Annotated in this window: 13 protein-coding genes and 1 pseudogene; 4 read left to right on the top strand and 10 right to left on the bottom strand. The window is 68.3% G+C overall.

Annotated elements, in window-relative coordinates:
* Nucleotides 1-140: 140 nt before the first annotated feature.
* The 8 genes from dapC to ABZ194_RS24500 form a co-directional block, all read right to left on the bottom strand.
* A complete protein-coding gene (gene dapC / locus ABZ194_RS24535; protein WP_355599347.1) occupies nt 141-1,253 on the bottom strand; it encodes a succinyldiaminopimelate transaminase in 1,113 nt (370 codons plus the stop codon).
* Between the two features lie 109 nt (nt 1,254-1,362).
* Entirely contained in the window at nt 1,363-2,568 is a 1,206-nt protein-coding gene (locus ABZ194_RS24530) for a M20 family metallopeptidase (protein ID WP_355599346.1), read from the bottom strand.
* A 63-nt stretch (nt 2,569-2,631) separates the two neighbouring features.
* Nucleotides 2,632-4,875, bottom strand: coding sequence for an ABC transporter ATP-binding protein (locus ABZ194_RS24525; RefSeq protein ID WP_355599345.1), 2,244 nt, complete (start codon nt 4,873-4,875; stop codon nt 2,632-2,634).
* A 9-nt stretch (nt 4,876-4,884) separates the two neighbouring features.
* On the bottom strand, nt 4,885-5,898 hold the full coding sequence (locus tag ABZ194_RS24520) for an ABC transporter permease (RefSeq protein ID WP_355599344.1): 1,014 nt from the start codon (nt 5,896-5,898) through the stop codon (nt 4,885-4,887).
* Between the two features lie 97 nt (nt 5,899-5,995).
* A complete protein-coding gene (locus ABZ194_RS24515; protein ID WP_355599343.1) occupies nt 5,996-7,009 on the bottom strand; it encodes an ABC transporter permease in 1,014 nt (337 codons plus the stop codon).
* Between the two features lie 108 nt (nt 7,010-7,117).
* Entirely contained in the window at nt 7,118-8,839 is a 1,722-nt protein-coding gene (locus tag ABZ194_RS24510) for an ABC transporter substrate-binding protein (protein WP_355599379.1), read from the bottom strand.
* Nucleotides 8,840-9,530: 691 nt separating this feature from the next.
* Nucleotides 9,531-10,652, bottom strand: a complete 1,122-nt coding sequence (locus tag ABZ194_RS24505; protein WP_355599342.1) for a hypothetical protein — start codon at nt 10,650-10,652, stop codon at nt 9,531-9,533.
* A 411-nt stretch (nt 10,653-11,063) separates the two neighbouring features.
* Nucleotides 11,064-11,687, bottom strand: a complete 624-nt coding sequence (locus ABZ194_RS24500) for a TetR/AcrR family transcriptional regulator (protein WP_355599341.1) — start codon at nt 11,685-11,687, stop codon at nt 11,064-11,066.
* Nucleotides 11,688-11,969: 282 nt separating this feature from the next.
* Here ABZ194_RS24500 and ABZ194_RS24495 point away from each other — a divergent pair, with 282 nt between their 5' ends.
* Both ABZ194_RS24495 and ABZ194_RS24490 read left to right on the top strand, forming a co-directional pair.
* A complete protein-coding gene (locus ABZ194_RS24495) occupies nt 11,970-13,412 on the top strand; it encodes an APC family permease (protein ID WP_355599340.1) in 1,443 nt (480 codons plus the stop codon).
* A gap of 14 nt (nt 13,413-13,426) precedes the next feature.
* Nucleotides 13,427-15,250, top strand: a complete 1,824-nt coding sequence (locus ABZ194_RS24490) for a serine hydrolase domain-containing protein (protein ID WP_355599339.1) — start codon at nt 13,427-13,429, stop codon at nt 15,248-15,250.
* 166 nt (nt 15,251-15,416) lie between these two features.
* Here the strand turns inward: ABZ194_RS24490 and ABZ194_RS24485 are convergent, their stop codons facing one another.
* The gene (locus tag ABZ194_RS24485; RefSeq protein ID WP_355599378.1) at nt 15,417-16,184 is read right to left on the bottom strand and encodes an SAM-dependent methyltransferase; all 768 of its coding nucleotides are present in this window, start codon (nt 16,182-16,184) and stop codon (nt 15,417-15,419) included.
* A 792-nt stretch (nt 16,185-16,976) separates the two neighbouring features.
* On the opposite strand from ABZ194_RS24485, the pseudogene ABZ194_RS24480 reads away from it, so the two are divergent.
* Nucleotides 16,977-17,444 (top strand): annotated as a pseudogene (locus ABZ194_RS24480) (hypothetical protein); the annotation flags it as partial.
* Between the two features lie 136 nt (nt 17,445-17,580).
* Entirely contained in the window at nt 17,581-17,985 is a 405-nt protein-coding gene (locus ABZ194_RS24475) for a hypothetical protein (protein ID WP_355599338.1), read from the top strand.
* 69 nt (nt 17,986-18,054) lie between these two features.
* Here ABZ194_RS24475 and ABZ194_RS24470 read toward each other — a convergent pair.
* Nucleotides 18,055-18,274, bottom strand: a 220-nt coding sequence (locus ABZ194_RS24470; protein ID WP_355599337.1) for a hypothetical protein, incomplete at its 5' end; no start/stop codon positions are given.

Below are 18,274 nucleotides of genomic sequence, written 5' to 3'. Positions count from 1 at the left end.
GACCATTGAATCCCCTCGTCGAGGGCCGCAGGAAGACGAATCTCCCTATGACGGCCATCAGACGCGCTGATGTCCGTGGACGGCGATGATCGCGATCACTGCGGCCGGTTCCGGCGGGCGGCGGGACCGGGACGCTCCCTTCACAGCCGCTCACAGGCCGCGTCGACGCGCTCGTCCGTCGCGGTCAGCGCGATCCGCACATGCCGGGCACAGCTGGGTCCGTAGATGGCCCCGGGGGCCACGAGGATGCCCTTCTCGGCGAGGTCGGACGAGGTCACCCAGCAGTCCTCGTCACGGGTGGCCCAGAGGTAGAGCCCGGCGTCGGAGTGCTCGACGCGCAGGCCGGCACGGCCGGCCGCCGCGAGGAGCCTCTCCCGGCGCCGGCCGTAGACCGCGCGCTGCGCCCGCACGTGCTCGTCGTCGGAGAGGGCGGCCGCCATCGCGTGCTGTACCGGGGTCGGCATCATCATGCCCGTGTGCTTTCGCACCTGGAGCACTCGGGCGATCAGCGCGGGGTCGCCGGCCACCAGCCCCGCCCGATAGCCGGCGAGGTTCGACTGCTTGGAGAGCGAGTAGACCATCAGCAGGTTCTCGTGGCTCCCACCGCAGACCTCGGCGTCGAGAATGCTCGGGGTGGCCCTGGCGTGGCCTCCGTCTCGCCAGTCCAGCTCGGCGTAGCACTCGTCGCTGGCGACGACGACGTCGTTGGCGCGCGCCCACTCGACGACCTGTCGCAGGTACGCCACGTCATGGACCTCACCGTGGGGATTGCCGGGCGTGTTGAGCCAGATGAGCCTCACCCTCCCCTTCTCCCCGAGGGAGTCGAGCGTCGACGGCGGCCCGAGGAGGCGCACCTCGGCACCCGCGATCTCCGAGCCGACCAGATAGCTCGGGTAGGCCACGGGCGGGACCCCCACGATGTCGCCCGCGCCGATGCCCAGCATCGTCGGAAGCCAGGCGACGAGCTCCTTGCTCCCGATGGTCGGAAGCACCGCCTCGGGGCCGAGCCCTACGACGTTCCTTCTCCGCTCGCACCATCCGACGATGGCCCGGCGCAGGTCGGCCGAGCCCGAGGCCATGGGATACGGAGCCGCGTCGGAGTGCGCCTTGAGCGCCTCCTGGACGACGGCCGGCGTCGGATCCACCGGCGTGCCGATCGAGAGATCCACCAGCCCGTCCGGATGGGCCTCGGCCTTCCTGCGTGCGGGGACCAGCAGATCCCAGGGAAAGTCCGGAAGTTTTCCTATACCCATCGGGTGAGCTCCTTGTTTACCGTCGGCGACGGTACGCGTACGGGAACCGGGCGTCGAGGATTCCGCCCGGGGTAGAGGGGGGCCGTGATCACCTGTCGGACACCGGGCTTCAGCCGCGGGCCAGGCGGCGGATCGCCAGCTCGGCGAGGAACGCGGACGTGTCGCGCAGGATCGCGTCGTCGAAGACCGCTCGCGGGGAGTGGCCGGCGGCCGCGGTCTCCGGGTCCGCGCTCGCGCAGGCGCCGACGCCGAAGTACGCGCCGGGCACCTGCCGCATGACGTAGGCGAAGTCGTCGCCGCTGCCGGACGGGTTGACGGAGCGCTGGAACCGGTCCTCACCGAACAGGTCGACAACGGTCTGCCGGGCGTGCTCGAACTCCTCGACGTCGTTCACGCACGCCGGATACCCGGGAATCCGCTCGACGGCGACCTTTAGGCCGTGCGCCTCGGCTATGCCCTTCGCGCAGCCGTCGACGATCTCCCGGACCTTCGCCAGGGCGCTGTCGGAGAAGCAGCGGATCGTTCCACCGAACTCGACCACGTCGGGGATGACGTTGTCCTTCGTGCCACCGAGGAAGCGCCCGATCGTCAACACGGCCGGATCGAAGATGTCGATCGACCGCGTGATCCGCGTCTGCATCGCCAGCACCATCTCGCAGGCCGCCGGCAACGGGTCGAGTACCCGCCACGGCGAGGACGCGTGGCCACCGGCGCCGATGACACGGACGACGAACTCCTCGTTGTGGGCGTTGATGATCCCGGGACGGCTGCGGAAGACGCCGAACGGCAGCCCGGCCGAGTGGACGTGGACGCTGTAACAGGCGTCGACCGGCCGGCCGGCCGCGGTGAGCAGGCCCTGCTCAAGCATCGGCACCGCCCCGCCGGACTGCTCCTCTCCCGGCTGGAACATGAAGACCACGTCGCCGCGGAGGTCGTCCCGCATACCGTGCAGGATCCTGGCGGCACCCACGAGACCGGCGGCGTGCAGATCGTGGCCGCAGGCGTGCATCCGGCCTTCGTGCGTGGACGCGTACGGCAGGCCGGTCGCCTCCACGACGGGCAACGCGTCCATGTCGCCGCGGAGCAGCACGACCGGACCCGGTCCGCGCCCCCCGCGCAGGACGGCGGTGATCGAGGACAGGCCCTCACCGAGAGTGATCTCCAGGTCGAGGTCGGCCAGCGCGTCGAGCAGCAACGCCTGCGACTTCGGCAGGTCGAGGTCCAGCTCGGGCACCTGGTGCAGCGCGCGGCGCAGGCGGACCACGTCCGGCAAGAACCTCTCGGCCAGATCGAGCGTCCGCTGGGTTGCCTGCATGGGGCACATCCTCCTCGTTGTCGTGTGGGTACGTCGGCGCCGGCGGCGCCTGCGGGGCGACGGCTACGGTCGTCCGGTGAGGACCGCGGTCGCCTCGTGCGGGAAGTGGCAGGCCACGAAGTGGCCCGGCCGCAGCTCGCGCCGCTCGGGCACCTCCGCGGCACAGCGTTCCCGCGCCTCCAGGCAGCGCGTCCGGAACACGCAGCCGGACGGCGGATTCTGCGGGCTGGGCAGGTCGCGGGAGAGCAGAATGCGCTCGCGGCGGGCCTCGTGCTCGGGGTCGGGAATCGGCACCGCCGAGAGCAGGGCGTGCGTGTAGGGGTGCAGCGGCCGCTCGCACAGCACGTCCCACGGCGCCTCCTCCATGACCCGTCCGAGGTACATGACCGCGATGCGGTCGGCGATGTGGCGCACCACCGACAGGTCGTGCGCGATGAACACGTAGGCGACGCCGGACTCCTCCTGAAGATCCTTCAGAAGGTTGATCACCTGCGCCTGGATGGACGCGTCGAGCGCCGAGACCGGCTCGTCGCACACGATCAGGTCCGGCTTGAGGGCGATCGCCCGGGCCACGCCGACGCGCTGCCGCTGACCTCCGGAGAACTCGTGCGGGAAGCGGTTGTAGTGCTCGGGGTTCAGCCCCACCCGGTCCATCAGTTCGCGCACCGCGTGACGGATGCCGCCCTCCGGACTGATTCCCTGGATCTTGAACGGTGTCGCGATGATCGCTCCGACGGTCTGGCGGCCGTTGAGTGAGCCGAACGGATCCTGGAAGACCATCTGCATGTGGCGACGGAGCCGGCGCAGCCGCTGCCCGTCCAGCCGGGTGATGTCCTCGCCCTTGAACTCGACCGTTCCGCCGGTCGGCTCAAGCAGGCGCAGCATCGCGCGCCCGGCCGTCGACTTGCCGCAGCCGGACTCGCCGACCAGGCCCAGGGTCTCACCGGCGCGGACGTCGAAGGTGATGCCGTCGACGGCGCGCACCGGTGGCGCGGCACGGCGCAACAGCTTGCGGGTGTACTGCGGATAGTACTTCTGGAGGTTGGTGACCCGCAGGAGCGGCGTGGCGTCGACCGCCGCGCCCGGCTCGGCCGACGCCGTGATCGACAGGGTGGCGATCGACGATCCCCCGACGCCGCCGGGGCCGTCGTCGCCGAGGCCGCCGACGCCGCCGAGGTCGGCGGGGTCGCCGTCGGGATCGCCGAGGCCGCCGGAATCGCCGGAATCGCCGGGGGCGTCGGCGGGGTCGGCGGGGTCGGCGGGGTCGGCGAACAGTACTCGTCGGCGGTCGCCGGGCAGGTGGCATCTGACCGGATGCGTACCGGTGCTCGCCTTGAGCTCAGGGACGGTCGAGCCGCAGCCGAGCCGGTCGTCGCGGAACGCGCACCTGGGGTGGAAGGAGCAGCCCGGCGGAACGTTGATCAGCGACGGCGGGCTGCCCGGGATCGCGGCGAGCCGTTCCAGCCGGGGAAGATCCAGTCGCGGGGCGGACCCGAGCAACCCCCAGGTGTAGGGGTGCTCGGGCGCGGCGAAGATCTCGCCGACCGAGCCCGTCTCGGCGACCTTGCCGGCATACATGATCATCACTCGGTCGGCGATGTTCGCGACGACACCGAGGTCGTGGGTGATGACGATGTTCGCGGTACCGAGCTCGGTCTGCAGATCGCGCATGAGGCTGAGGATCTGCGCCTGCACGGTGACGTCGAGCGCGGTGGTCGGCTCGTCGGCGATGAGCAGCTTGGGCTCGTTCACCAGCGCCATGGCGATCATCGCCCGCTGCCGCATACCGCCGGAGAACTCATGCGGATACTGGTCGAATCGCGCCTTCGGATTGGGGATGCCGACCATGTCCAGCATCTCGACGGCGAGCGTCCGCGCACTCTCCCCGGAGATCTGCCGGTGCGAGTGGATCGCCTCCACGATCTGGCTGCCGATGCGGTAGTACGGGTGGAAGGCGGAGAGCGGGTCCTGGAAGACCATCGCCACATGATCGCCGCGTAGCCGGCGCATGGACTCGTCGTCGATCGTCATCAGATCCGTGCCGTCGAGCATGATCTGCCCGGAGACCACGCCCCGGCCGCGCCGGTGCAGCCCGAGGATCGCCTGCGCGGTCACGGACTTTCCCGAGCCCGACTCGCCGACGATGCTCAGCGTCTCGCCCTTGGCGACGCTGAAGCTCACGCCGTCGACCGAGCGCACCACCCCGTCGGCCGTCGGGAAGTGTACTCGCAGGTCCCTGACATCGAGCAGGGGTGCCTGCTCCGGCGTCGTCGCGCCCTGCTCCTGCTGCCTGGTGAGTGCCGTCATGGGGGTCTCTCATTTCAGTCGGACGCGCGGATCGATAACCCCGTAGAGGATGTCGACCACCAGGTTGGCGATGGTGTAAGCGGCCGCGGCGACGAGGACCACCGCCACGATGGTGGGCAGGTCGACATTGGTCACCGACTGGACCGCCAGCTTGCCGAGACCGTTGAACCCGAACACCTGCTCGGTGACGACCATGCCGCCCAGCAGTCCGCCGAGGTCGAGCCCGGCCATGGTCACGATCGGGGTGAGGGCGACGCGCAGCCCGTGCTTGACGATGACCCGCGGCTCGCGCACACCCTTGGCTCGCGCGGTACGGACGTAATCCTCCGACAGAGACTCGATCATGTACGCCCGGGTGAGCCGGACATAGGCCGCGGCGAAGACGACGGCGAGCGCCGTCCACGGCATCACCAGCCCGGCGGCCCACTGCAGGGGGTTGTCGAGAAACGGCGTGTAGCTCGGGATCGGCAGGATCGCCCACCGGATCGAGACGAACGTGAGCAGCAGCAGCCCGATGAAGAACGTCGGCAGCGAATAGCCCAGTAGCGCACCGCCTACGATCAGCCGGTCCAGCCAACGGCCCTTGTACAGCGCCGCCACGCACCCGGCGAGGACACCGATCAGCATCCACAGGACGAACGCGCCGGCAGCCAGCGACACCGTGACCGGCAGGGCCTGCGTGACAAGCTCCGTCACCGGTGCCTGGCGGAGGAACGAGTAGCCCAGGCAGGGCGCCTCGCAGTGCACGATGGTCTCGGGCGCCTGGGCCTTCTGCACCGGGTCGTCCGGGAAGTCCCGCCCGGCGAAGAGCCCTTTGACGAAGTCGCCGTACTGGACATGGATCGGCTTGTCCAGGCCCATGGCGTGCCGGTTGGCGTCGATCAGGTCCGGCGTGCACTCCCGGCCGCAGGTCAACGCGGCCGGATCGGTGGGCGCGGCGAAGAAGAGCAGGAAGGTGACCACGCTGGTGACCACCAGCATCACGCCGATGGCGAGGAGCCTGCGGATTACGAAGAAGACCATTGTGTCGACGACGGCTCAGTGGCCGCCACTCACCCCAATCACCTGAACCATGGCGGCGGATCGCCGACCGGATCGCCGCTGTCTGCGAACCCCGCCCTCACGCACGGGTTCCCCCCTTCGGATCCAGCACATCGCGCAGCCCGTCGCCGAGCAGGTTGAACGCCAGCACGACCACAGCCAAGGTCGCTCCGGGAAAGATGAAGTAGGCCGGATCGACCACGGCGTAGGTGACCGAGTCGTTGAGCAACGAGCCGAGCGACGGCGTCGGCGCCTGGATACCCACTCCGAGGAAGCCGAGCGTGGCCTCGGCCGCGATGTACTGCGGCATGACGAGGGTGACGTAGACGAGGATCGGCGCCCACAGATGGGGCAGGATCTCCTTGAAGTACAGCTGAGCCCGCCTCGCGCCGAGCGACCGCGCGGCCTCGATGAACTCCTGCTCACGCAGGGAGAGGACCTGGCCGCGCACGATACGGGCGATCTGCGGCCAGCCGAAGCAGCCGAGGACCAAAACCATGAACCCGATCTGCGACGGCGTTCCCTCCGGCAGGTGAAGACGCTGATGCATGACCCCGACGAGAATGGGCGCCAGGCTCAGGAGCATCAGCAACTGGGGGAAGCTCAGCACGATGTCCATGAGCCGGCTGATCGCCCAATCGGTCTTGCCCTTGCTGATTCCGGCGATGATTCCCAGGCAGGTCCCCATGACGACGGTCAGGAGGCTCGCCAGGACCGCGACCGTCAGCGAGATGGTGAGCCCGGCGACGATCCGGGACAGCAGGTCCCGGCCCGTTCCGGGCTCGACGCCCATCCAGTGCTGCCAGCTCATACCGCCCCCGGGGCCGTTGGGCAGCGAGCCCACCTCGGTGACCAGGTGCGGGTTGTTGCGGAGGGGGTCGATGACCCCCCAGTGACTCAGCACCGGCGATATGGCGGCGACGAGGAGCAACGCCGCGCATATCACCAGGGCGGTCAGGGTTACCTTGTCCCGCCGCAACCTCGCCAGTGCGAGCTGCCCCCGGCTCCGTCCGTGGATGGCGGTTTTGGCCTGGTCCGACCCACCCTCCGGGGCCGTCTGGCTCACGGCGGCGACGGGAGGGGTGGATGTCATGTCAGTGCCCCGCCTTCCGCGTGGTGCGTCCCTCGAATGTGCCGACCGGCGGCCAGGGGGACCGTAGCAGTCTCGTCATCGCGCGAGGTCCGCTGTCTCGCTGCCGCGTCATCGAACCGAGGTCGCAGCCAGGTCGATCTGCCCGACGATGCCGCCACCCTTGTAGCTGGTCAGCTTCACCCCGGAACCGGCGGGGAACATGTACCGCTTCTGCGTGAGCGCGATGTAGCCGCCGTCCTTCGCGATCTTCTGCGAGATCGTGCCCCAGGCGGCCTCGCGCTCCTTGAAGTCCACGATCAGCGAGGCCGCGTCCATCTCCTGGTTGATGGCGTCGTTGTCGAAGTAGCCGTTGTCCAGGCCGGAGCCGGCCGGCGAGAGGTTGGTCCGGCTGTCGAACGTCGGCGACAGCACCGTTGACGCGGACGGCCAGCCGGTGCCCCAGGTGGTCCAGACGACATCCGTCTGGGTCGCCATGCTCGGGGCGGCGATGGCCGAGTAGTAGTTCTGGCTGATGCCGTTGAGCTTGACCTCGAAGCCGGCCTGCTGCCAGCCCTGCGCCAGCGCGCCGAAGGCCTTGTCGGAGGTGGAGTTCTTCATGTACGTGACGGTGATGGGCACCGGAAGGGACCGGCCCGTCGACTCAAGGACCTTCTTCGCCTCCACCAGGTCGCCGTTCAGCGGGTTGCCGAACGGGCTGGAGTCCGAATGCGCGATCAGGCCGCTGTAGAGGATGTCGAAGGTCGGCGGGTACATCGTCGCGCCGCCGTACGCCTGGGCGTACGCGCCTCGGTCGGTGGACATCGCCAGGGCCTGGCGGACCTTCGCGTCACTCATCACCGGGCTCTTGTAGTTCGGCAGCAGGAAGTCGACCCCGGTGCCGTCGATGAAGGCGGTGCGGTCCTTGACCCGGGGGTCCCCGACGATCTGCGGCGCCTGCGCCGGCGAGGCGGGCGTGTAGGTGACGGCGTGCTTGTCGTCGCCGGCGTCGGCGATGATGCGCTGGGACGGGGTGTTCTCCGCCAGTCCCTCCTCAAAGACGATCTCGTCCGGATACGCCTTGCGGACCGGATCGGAGTCGGCCTTCCAGGACGGGTTGCGGACGAAGGTCCCGCCCTTGTCGCTCCTCCAGTCGCCCTTCAGCATGTAGGGGCCGCTTGAGAAGACGGTGTACGTCGACTTGGCGCCCTTGTCCTGGTCGGCGCGGTACGCCTGGAACGCGCTGGTGGTGAGCGTCTGGTTGAAGTCGAACCGCGGCCCCTTCAGATGGAACACGATCGTCTTGCCGTCACAGGTGACGGCCTTGTCGAAGAGTTCCTGCCCGGTCTTCTTGTACGGGCCGACGTAGACGCTCTTGCCCTTGTCGTCCTTCGGGATGTCGAGGTACTTGATCGCGTACGACGACCCCCCGGTGATCTGGTCGGTCGCGAAGGTCCGCGAGATGCCGTACTTGACGTCCTCGCACGCGACCGGCTTGCCGTCCTGCCAGGCGGGGCCGTCACGCAGCGTGAACGTCCAGGTCTTGCCGTCCTGGGAGACCTTGCCGGTGTCGGTCGCCAGGTCGCCCACGAGTTCACCGGTTCCGGGCGCGAGCGCGGTCAGCGAACGCCAGATCGTCCGGCTGGCGAACCCGAAGACCTTCGCGTCGGTGTTGCGCTGCGGGTCCAAACTCGGCGCGGACGACACGTTCAACACATGCAGCGTGCCCCCGGCCGCGGGTGCGGACGTATCCGCGCCGGAGGCGGGGCTCTTGGCCTCTCCGCCACATCCGGCGATGCCCAGCGCCACTCCCGTCGTCAGCGCGACAGCAGTGCTGAACCTCTTTGTTCGCATCACGTTCTCTCCTAGTGTCCGGAACCGCAAACTCGGCTCGCCGGGAGGATCAGGTTGCGGCCCTGACCAACAGCGCTCCAAGCAAGTAGACACATCGGCTCGCGGCTGAGGAAGAACCATCCTCAGATACCAGTAATAGGCACGGACGATTACCCGAGAGCGCCGACAGGTCCGTCACCCTCGCGAGATGACGTCAAAGCCGCCTGATCGAGGGCCTGGCCGGGTGTCTCCGCCGGGCGCGGACGCGCCGTCGCCGGTGGAACCGCGGAGAGTGGAGATAGCTGTCCGAGAGGGAATCGTGGCCGGGCGGGCGCGCCTGCCGGCTCGCGTCCTCACGGGATCGCCGTACGCTGATCTCGATTGGGGCTGGAGGTGACAGTGACGGCGCAGGCCGATCAGCCGATGCCTGTCCGGTGGGTGCGGGCGTTCACCGAGTGGGTGGGACAGGGGCGCAAGCTCACGCAGACCGGGCGGATCACGCTCGCGCGCTGCTCGTCCTCCTGGGGATCGACGACGAGATCGATCCCCAGATCGGTGACAGAGTCTTCAGGGCCACGTCGAGTGACGAGCTTCCCCGGCTGCGGCTGATCGTGGAGTGGAGCAAAGCGGCGGGGCTGGTGCGCGTGGTCAAGGGGTCGTCGACAAACCACAGGACAGGAATTGATCCGGGTCATCCCGGCCCGGTCGGCGATCAAGGGTTCAGATCGCGCAGGTGTTTCGCCATCTCGTCGCTGACGGGAACGTTACCGGGCAGTCGCGGAGCGTCGAAGTGGCGGGCCTTGTGCTTGCGCAGCAGGGCTTCTCCATGCGTCTCCCAGCTGAAGTCCCGCTTCTTGAGCAGCTTCTGGAAGACCGCGCTCGCCTTGCCGGGATCGCGCTCCGCCAGGCGCCTGATGGGGACCGGGGAGATGGTGTCCTCGTGCAGGTAGTCGGTGAGGGTCTCACGGTAACGCCGGCGGGCGATCAGAGCGGGGTTGGCGAAGGCATCTTCCAGCAGCCTGAAATCGTGGTAGAGGCTCAGTCCCGTGTCCGGATCGAAGTGGATCGCCACGGTGTCGGCCTCCGTCGTCTCGGCTGTGAAGTCGGAGATGACCCGCTGTGACGGCTGGGCCCCGGGCTGCGCCTTGGCGGCGACCGCACTCCAGAACGCGTTCATGTGCTCGTCCAGCTCCCAGCCGGGCACCACGATGAGATCCTCGCGGTACAGCTCGATGAATATCTCCCGCTGCTCGGCCAGCATGCGGCGGGCCGCGGAGAGCTTGTCCGGATTGCGGAACACCGCCTCGGGATTCCTCATCACCAGCTCCGCGGCCTGGCCGATCATGACGTCGCGACTCCCGGCGGGGAAGGCCGCGGGATTCCCGCTGAGCATCCAGCCGCTTCCAAGGGGAACAGCGCGGCCGATGAGGAACATACCTGTCGTGATCGAGCGGAACGCCTTTCTGCCGACGTTGGAGCGGGTGTCATAGGTGAGCTCGTCAACGAGGTTGAACAGGGTTAGCGCGTCCCCGTTCTTCCGCTTGACCTCGAAGACCCCCTCGACGACGTCCTTCCAGCCGAGGAGCATGTCCCGATCCTCGGCGCTCAGCTCCGGGTGGGCCGACACGAACCGGTCGACCACGGTGTCACCGCCGATCAGTCCGTGCTGAAGGACGAAGTGATCGATGACCATGGACAGGATGCTCTCGTCGTGGACGACGCCGCCGGGAAACTCTCGCTCGAACACCGCGGAGAGCTCTCGCTCGAAGCGGTCCGACAGGGCGAACTCCACGAGCATCGGCTTGAGAACCCCCGCGCGTTTCATCGGATCCATGTGACTCATCCCCTTCATCGGCTCGCGGACGGCTCATCGACCACCGCGGCCCTCCCCCTCCGGGGACGGCGTTTCCGCGGACCGTGTAAGGCTCGCACGACCGAACCGCCCTGGTTGCCGCGGAGGAAAGCCGGATCTCCGGATCGCCGGAGCTCGCCCTGTTCCGCCACGAACCTATCGTCGGCGTGATCGGGAGCGGTCGATTCCGCGCAGGATGCTTTTCATTCCAGGCGGCGGTCGTTTTCGGCACGTCATGGGATGAGGTGTCAATTCCGGTTCGGTTACGGAGATTGGTGTCCGCCGCATTTCAAGGTGAGGGGTTTGTGGCGACGGTATCGGCTGGGCGGGCCGCTGTTCCGCGGGCTGTGCGAGCGGCGGATGCGGGACTCTCTTTCGGGAGGCGTGAGCCTGTCAATTCTCACATTCCGCGCCGCCCCCCTTCGCCTCGACGGCGTCGAGGATGAGTTCCACGGAGAAGAGGAAGACCTTCTCGTTCTCGGGGTAGATGAACGGCGCGGCCGTGGCCGCGCTGGGGAAGCGGGCGGGGTCGAGCGCGGCGTACACGCGCCGCTGCTCGTCCCGTAGCTCCGCCACCGTCAACCACGGGGAGAAGGCCGCCACGAGCCCGTTTCCGACGGTGAAGTTGTAGATCGTCTGATAGAACAGGCCAAGCTGGTCCTGGGGGATGCCGGCACGCATGAGTTCACGGACGGTCCACTCCGTGATGTGGAACAGTTGCGGCTCGTCGTCGGGCTGTCCGGCCATCGCCTGGGACAGCCCCTCGTGACGCCGGTAGAGCTTCCACCAGTCGACGATGATGTCCCGCAGGTTGTCGCGCCAGGCGCGCTCGGGCTCCGGCGGGCGGACCTCACGAAGGAACAGGTCGTCGATGAGCGCCGAGAGCAGGTCGGCCTTCGACGCGAAGTGCCGGTACATCGCGGTCGCGTCCACGCCCAGCTCCCGGCCGAGGCGCCGTAGCGTCAGAGCGGCCAGCCCCTCCTCGTCGCAGACCCGCTGCGCCGCGCGCAGGATCATCGCACGGTCCAGGCGAGTTCCACGACGCGTCTCGGCCGGGGGTGAAGGGGCTGTGTCTCGACTCATGCAGCACAGCATCCCATTTCTCCTCACTGGGCTGTGCTGAGCGAGGCAGCACGTGAGGGACGACGACATCTAGCTGGGGAAACATAGTTGTCAACGCCGTTGATGTCAACACCGTTGACATCAACGGCGGGGCATGCGAGGCTCGCCTCCACGCCGACCGCCGTGCCTCGACACGGCCCGCGACGCTGTGAGCCGTCACGAAAGGAGTCGATACGCATGAGCGCGCCCGCACGACAGCGGTACACCCAGGAACTCAAGAGAGACCTCAAACTGTGGGAGAACGTCTCTCTCGTGGTTTCGGCGGTCACCCCGGCGACCGGGGCCTTCATCATCGCGCCGGTCCTGTTCAGCCTGAACGGGACCGGCGCCCCGCTGACCTTCGTCGTCGCCGCCCTCCTCGGGCTCTCTCTCGCCTTCTGCTGGGCCGAGCTCGGCAGCGCCTACCCGATCGCCGGCGGCGACTACACCTTCGTCTCCCGGATCCTCGGCCGGGGAGCCGGCTTCGTCTCCCTGCTCCTGAGCGGACCGGTGCAGGCGGTGCTCATCCCCGCCGTCGTCGCCCTCGGCATGGCCGAATACCTGCGGGTCGTCATCGACGTCGACGCCAACGTCCTCGGTGCGATCATCCTTCTCGGCGGCATGGGGATCGCGGTGTTCGGGGTGCGGCTGAACGCCCTCGCGGTGGCGGTGCTCCTCGTCATCGAGTTGGTTGCCGTCGTGCTCGTGACCGCCCTCGGGTTCGTCAAGGCGAATCGCGACGTGTCGGTGCTCTTCAGCCCCGAGGTGTTCGGGAACGGGGCCGCTCAGCCCCTGACCTTCGGCGCGCTGATCGCCGGCATCGCGGTCGCGAGCTTCGCCTACAACGGCTTCCAGGGAGCGCTGCTCTACTCGGAGGAGACGGTCGGGGATCGGAAGAACGTCGCGCGCGCGGTCTTCATCGCGCTCGGCGTGGCCATCGCGTGCGAGGTGCTTCCCGTGGCCGCGGCCATCCTCGGCGCGCCCTCGATCCCCGGGCTTGTTGCAAGCGACAACCCGTGGCAGTACTTCCTGACCGCCATCGGGGGCGACACCTTCAACACGATCATCAGCCTCGGTATCGCGGTCGCCGTTCTCAACGCGGTCATCGCCCTGATGCCGTTCTTCGCGCGGATCCTCTACAGCTCCGGGCGGGACATGGCCTGGCCACGGCCGGTGAGCCGATCACTGGCCAAGGTGCACCCCAAGTACGGCACTCCGTGGGTCGCCACGATCGTCGTGGGGGTCGCCGGCGCGCTCCTCATCCTCGTGACCGATGTCGTGACTCTGACCACCTGGGTGGGAGCGGTCCTCGCCGTCGAGTTCATCCTCGTTGCGACGTCGGCGATCGTCGACCGCGTGCGGCGGCCGGACCAGGACCGGCCCTACCGCATGCCCCTGTGGCCGCTCGCGCCGATCGTCGCGATCGTCATGTCCATCGGCGTGATCACCCAGCAGGCGCCGGCCGACCTCGCGGTCGCCGGAGGACTGGTCCTCGTCGCGGTCCTGTACTACGTCCTCTACCTGCGGCCCCGCGCGCGCACCCACATGCTCGTCCTCGACCCGGTCCTCTACGACGAGGGGAAGGAATCGGCGCAGCCGCCGGGGAGCACGAGGCAGACCCCGCACACCTCGCAGAGATGACGGAGGAGAGACCTGTGAACGAGGCTCGGGCCCAGGCCACGGCCCACCGCGCGTCCGCCGGCTTCGACGCCGTCGACTTCGCCGCTGTCGACGAGATCTTCGCGCGATTCCACGCCGACGGTGCCCGTGCTCCCGGTGTGGCCTACGGGATCGTCCACGGTGGCCGAGTCGTCCACGGAGGCGGGTACGGCCTGGCCGGTCTCGAATCCCCGGGGACACCGGGGCCGGCCACGGTCTTCCGCATCGCGTCGCTGAGCAAGAGTTTCACGGCGGCCGCCGTCCTCGCGCTGCGGGACGAGGGGGTGCTCAGGCTCGACGACCCTGTTGGACGGCACGTCCCGATGCTCGCGCGGTTGCCGCGGGCCACCCGTGACTCCCCGCCGATCACCGTCGCGGACTGCCTGACGATGAGCGCCGGGCTCCCCACCGACGACGCCTGGGCGGACCGGCAGGAGGAGCTGACCGAGGAGTCGCTCGGCGCGCTGCTGTCCGCCGGGATCGGATACACGGCGGCCCCCGGCACCCGCTTCGAATACGCCAACCTCGGCTACGTCTTCCTCGGCCAGGTGGTCGAGTCGCTGACCGGGCGACGGTTTCCGCAGTTCGTGTCCGACCGGTTTCTTGATCCTCTCGGGATGACCTCGACGACGTACGACCACCGGGACGTGACCGGGGAGCGGCTGGCCACCGGCCATCACCGTGCCGGTGATCACTGGGAGCCCCAGGCATTCACGGCTCCGGGCATGTTCTCGGCCATCGGCGGCCTGCTCAGCACGGTCGAGGACCTCGCCGTCTGGGTTCACGGCCTGGCGAGCGCGTTCCCCGCCCGTGACGAGCCCGAGGACGGCCACCCGCTGTCCAGGGCCACTCGCCGGGCCATGCAGCAACAGTGCCGGGCGATCACCCCGCTGGTGTCCGTGGACGAGCACGGTCTGCCCGCCGTGCGCACCGGGGAGTTCCCCTGGGGGCTGTCCGGCTACGGCTACGGCCTGTTCGTCGAGTACGACCCCAGGTGGGGGGAGTTCGTCCACCATATCGGCGGCTACCCCGGTTTCGGCTCGCACATGCGGTGGCACCGGGAGACCGGTGTGGGGGTTGTGGCCTTCGGCAACGCCCGCTACTGCCCTGTCTGGGAGCCGGCGGACGCGGCACTACGCCAGGTCCTCGCCACGATCGCTCCTCCGTCACGCACCGTCGTGTCGTGGCCGGTCGTGCATGAGGCGCGGCGGGTGATCGATCGCCTCGTTGACGGGGACGACTTCGCGGTGCGCGATCCGGTCTTCTCACCGACCCTCTTCCAGGACGAGCCGGCCGAGGCACGCCTGGCGGCGCTCGGCGAGGTGCGCCGGCGGGCCGGATCACCCACCGGCCCGGCCGAGCGGCTGAGCGCCACGACTCCGGGACATCTCGTGTGGTGGCGCCCCGCCGAGCATGGGCGGATCCGTCACGAGGCGTGGCTGACCCCGACCGTGCCGGCGATGGTCCAGCGCCTGCGGGTCGACGCGGTGCCGGACCCCTCGCCGGAGCTCGCCCCGGTGGTCGAGGTCGTCGCCGAGGCTCTGGCCGGTGGACGACCGGACTGGCCCGGGCATATCGGCCCCACCGGGGACACGACCCCGCGGCAGGTGGTCGAGGAGCTCGCCCGCCTCGGTGAACTGATCGCTCCCGTCGGCCGGGCCACGGTGATCGGCGCCGCGTCCCCCGACGAGGTCGTGATCGAATGCGTGGGCCGGCGTGGCGCCGTCGAGGTCCGAGTGGTGCGTACGGGTGATCGAGTGCGCCTCGGCCCGATCCTCCGGCGCACCCCGGAGGACCATCTGACCCGTCACGACCCGTGACGACGCGCGGCCGGGCCGTGCGAAGCCCCCCTGTTCGCGCGGCTTCGCACGGCCCGGCCGCTTGGGGATTCACCGTCACCTGGATCGCGGTCGTCTCCCAGGGATCGAGTGACGGGGGCGCGTCGAGGTTTCTTCCGGCACGGCGTCTCGGTGCCGTCGTCGCCCCCTATGGTTTACGGCCCACCGCGGCGTACATGTTGGTGGCGGTGTCCGGGAGAGGCCGCTCGTCGGGGCCGGGGTGCCAGCGGGGCATCGGGACGATCCCCGGGTCGAGCAGTTCCAGGCCGGTGAACAGGCGTTCCACCTCGGCGCGGCCGCGCAGGTACATGGGGATGCCTCTGCTGGTGTACTCGCGGGCGAGACGCTCCGACTCGGGGGCGAGCTCGTTGGTGGGGATGGTGATGGCGAGGTGGCTGCCCGAGGGGAGCGGTGCGAGGAGCGACTCCACCACTCCCTGGGCGTCCTCCACGAACTGGAGCATCGCTATCACGGTGAGCGCGACCGGCTGGGAGAAGTCGATCACCTGATGGAGCGTGGAGTCGCGGAGAAGCGCCTCGGGGGTGTGCATGTCGGCCTGGATGTAGGCGATGCGCCCCTGGGGTGTGCCGGTCAGCAGGGCGCGCGCGTGCAGCAGCACGATGAGGTCGTTGTCGACGTAGACGACGCGCGCGTCGGGCGCGGTCTCCTGGACCACCTCGTGCAGGTTCGGCGATGAGGGGATGCCGGTGCCGACGTCGACGAACTGCCGCACCCCCAGGCCGGTGAGATGACGGGCCATCCGGTGCATGCAGGCCCGGTTGGCCAGCATCGAGGTACGCAGCCCGGGCCAGTCGGCCAGCACCTTGGCCGCGGTGTCCCGGTCGGCGGCGAAGTTGTCCTTGCCACCCATGATGTAGTCGTAGACCCGCGCCGAGTGCGGCCGGTTGGTCTGCAGGTCGACTGCGGTGATCCGGTCTTGGTGGGCGTCTGATATCTCTGATCACTGCCTTCCGCCTGCTCCTGCCGTGATGTCACGGTCGCGCACTCAAGATCAACCTTAGTCTGCGAATCGAGCGTCATGCCGCCGCGATCTAGCAGTATGTGAGGGGCGGGCTCTCCGTCAAGGCCCTGAAGCACTGACCGAGCCGTGAGGTATGTCCTATTGCGTGCTTCAGGGGGCCGGAATAGATTCTTGCGCTTCGCATCGAGAACATGAATGACAAAGGCATTGCAGAACTGGGGCACCCAGGATTTTCCGGACAGTCGGCTTGTGGGCGTAGCCATGCGGCTCGTGGGTGTGAGTAACGCTCGGTGAGCCCCTCAAGGGGCGGCCGGTAACCAAGCGCCGAATACAGGCACCGCCGGTTGGAGAACCCCTCGATGTAGCGGATGACCTTCCGCTTGGCCGCAGCGCGGGTGGCGAGGACGAACCGGTCCGGATTCTCGCCCAGGCGGGCCCACCGCGTAAGACGAAGACCTACACCGGCCTTGGGCTGCGGCTCGTCTATCAGCCGGAAACCGAAAAGTCCTGGTCGCCGCAGGCGATGACCAGGACCTCATAGGTCAAGGGTCTGTGTCCCAGAGGGGACTCAACTTGAACCCTGCGCTCGCCCGGTACGTCCGGGAACACGCAGGTCAAGGCTAGAACGGAACCGGCACCCTTGGTCAGGGCCACGCGGCCCGACCACGCCCCGACGCCCTTCACCAGGGCGTCGGGGCACCCAACAACTAAACAGAGACCCCATCCATGCAACCACCTACACAAACAGGAGGTGATCTTCAAGGCGGCCCGCGATCAACGGACGCCAAGAGCTTGCCTTGCAACACCATCCTCATCGGGGACGTCCGCGAGTGTCTGGCGGACCTTCCGGCCGCATCCGTGGACACCATCATCACCAGTCCGCCGTACTACGGCGTCCGCGACTACGGCCATGACAAGCAACTCGGGTCCGAGGCAGACGTAGACGGCTGGGTCAACGGTCTCCGGGTGGCGTTCCCCCCGGGGGGAACGCCAGGAGGCAACCTCCAGATCGTCGGTCTCGAACGGCCGCCGGCGGGGATGTACCTCAATGAGTCCGGCAAGCTGAACCGGATGCGCGTCAACCACCGAGCAACGACGCTCGTGTGGGTGCACAACTCGGCGTTCCGCAACCGCGACGTCATCGTGGGACCGGCCCTGATCGTTGGGCCGCCGAACCGGCACGGCGACGACACCTCAGCTCCGCAGGACCTCACGGACCTGTTGTTCAACAGCGAGCACTACCGCGTCCAACTCTGGACCGACAGCGCCCCACGCTGGACGAACGACCCGGAGGTGTTTCATCGACTGGACGGAGGCGTACCGCTACGCCTTGCAGCAGGTCGAGACGCAAGAGGGCGCTCGGGAAGTCCGAGTTGTCGCCGAGCTGGACCGCGAACTGCGAGAGCAGTGGTACAAGCTCGGCATCGAGAATCCGTGGATCAGTTCCGCTGACGACCCGCCGTTCACCCGGAACAGCTTCGTCGGCTGCTACAGCGTCGAGGAGCTGGAAGAGAACATCGGGCACGGCAACTGGGCGATCGGCACCGCGTTCTACTACCGCGATCTGTGCTTTATCAACCAGGTCGAAGGTGGTGACGAGTGGCTGACCATCCGGCACGGTATCGCGTTCGAATCCATGACGCTCGAACCGAGCATCGAGGAAAACAGGTTCGCACGGCTCATCCGTCGTCTCCTGACCGCGACTAAGGCGCAGTGTCAGGCGCTCACGTACTGAGCAAGTACCCGTCGCCCGAGCTGAGGCTCAGGGCGGCGGGTACGCCGTCAATTTTGTATGGGACGTGATTCAGTGAAAGAAGCTTAAGAAATATAAGGCATCCTTCAAGCTGTCGCCCCTGACAAGCTGATAGCCGACGTAGGCGATGACTAAACCGAGGCCGAAGAGGATCACAAACCCCCCTGCTGCCTCTAAGAAGGTGTTTGAGAGCTGATCGCCAACCTCACCGGACCCATTCGAGCGGCCGTGGCCCGGGTCGCTGAGCAGGGCACCCTCGGGTGACTCGCCG

It is taken from the genome of Streptosporangium sp. NPDC006007 (assembly GCF_040614315.1).
In the GTDB taxonomy this organism is placed as follows: Bacteria; Actinomycetota; Actinomycetes; order Streptosporangiales; family Streptosporangiaceae; genus Streptosporangium.
The sequence above is the reverse complement of the archived record's forward strand: the minus strand, read 5'-3'. Positions and strand labels throughout refer to the sequence as shown.

Coding starts and splice junctions, on each gene's coding strand:
- ABZ194_RS24525 (WP_355599345.1), bottom strand. CDS start 4,875: ATGACGGCACTCACCAGGCAGCAGGAGCAGGGCGCGACGACGCCGGAG.
- ABZ194_RS24530 (WP_355599346.1), bottom strand. CDS start 2,568: ATGCAGGCAACCCAGCGGACGCTCGATCTGGCCGAGAGGTTCTTGCCG.
- dapC (WP_355599347.1), bottom strand. CDS start 1,253: ATGGGTATAGGAAAACTTCCGGACTTTCCCTGGGATCTGCTGGTCCCC.
- ABZ194_RS24520 (WP_355599344.1), bottom strand. CDS start 5,898: ATGGTCTTCTTCGTAATCCGCAGGCTCCTCGCCATCGGCGTGATGCTG.
- ABZ194_RS24505 (WP_355599342.1), bottom strand. CDS start 10,652: ATGGATCCGATGAAACGCGCGGGGGTTCTCAAGCCGATGCTCGTGGAG.
- ABZ194_RS24495 (WP_355599340.1), top strand. CDS start 11,970: ATGAGCGCGCCCGCACGACAGCGGTACACCCAGGAACTCAAGAGAGAC.
- ABZ194_RS24500 (WP_355599341.1), bottom strand. CDS start 11,687: ATGATCCTGCGCGCGGCGCAGCGGGTCTGCGACGAGGAGGGGCTGGCC.
- ABZ194_RS24510 (WP_355599379.1), bottom strand. CDS start 8,839: ATGCGAACAAAGAGGTTCAGCACTGCTGTCGCGCTGACGACGGGAGTG.
- ABZ194_RS24515 (WP_355599343.1), bottom strand. CDS start 7,009: ATGACATCCACCCCTCCCGTCGCCGCCGTGAGCCAGACGGCCCCGGAG.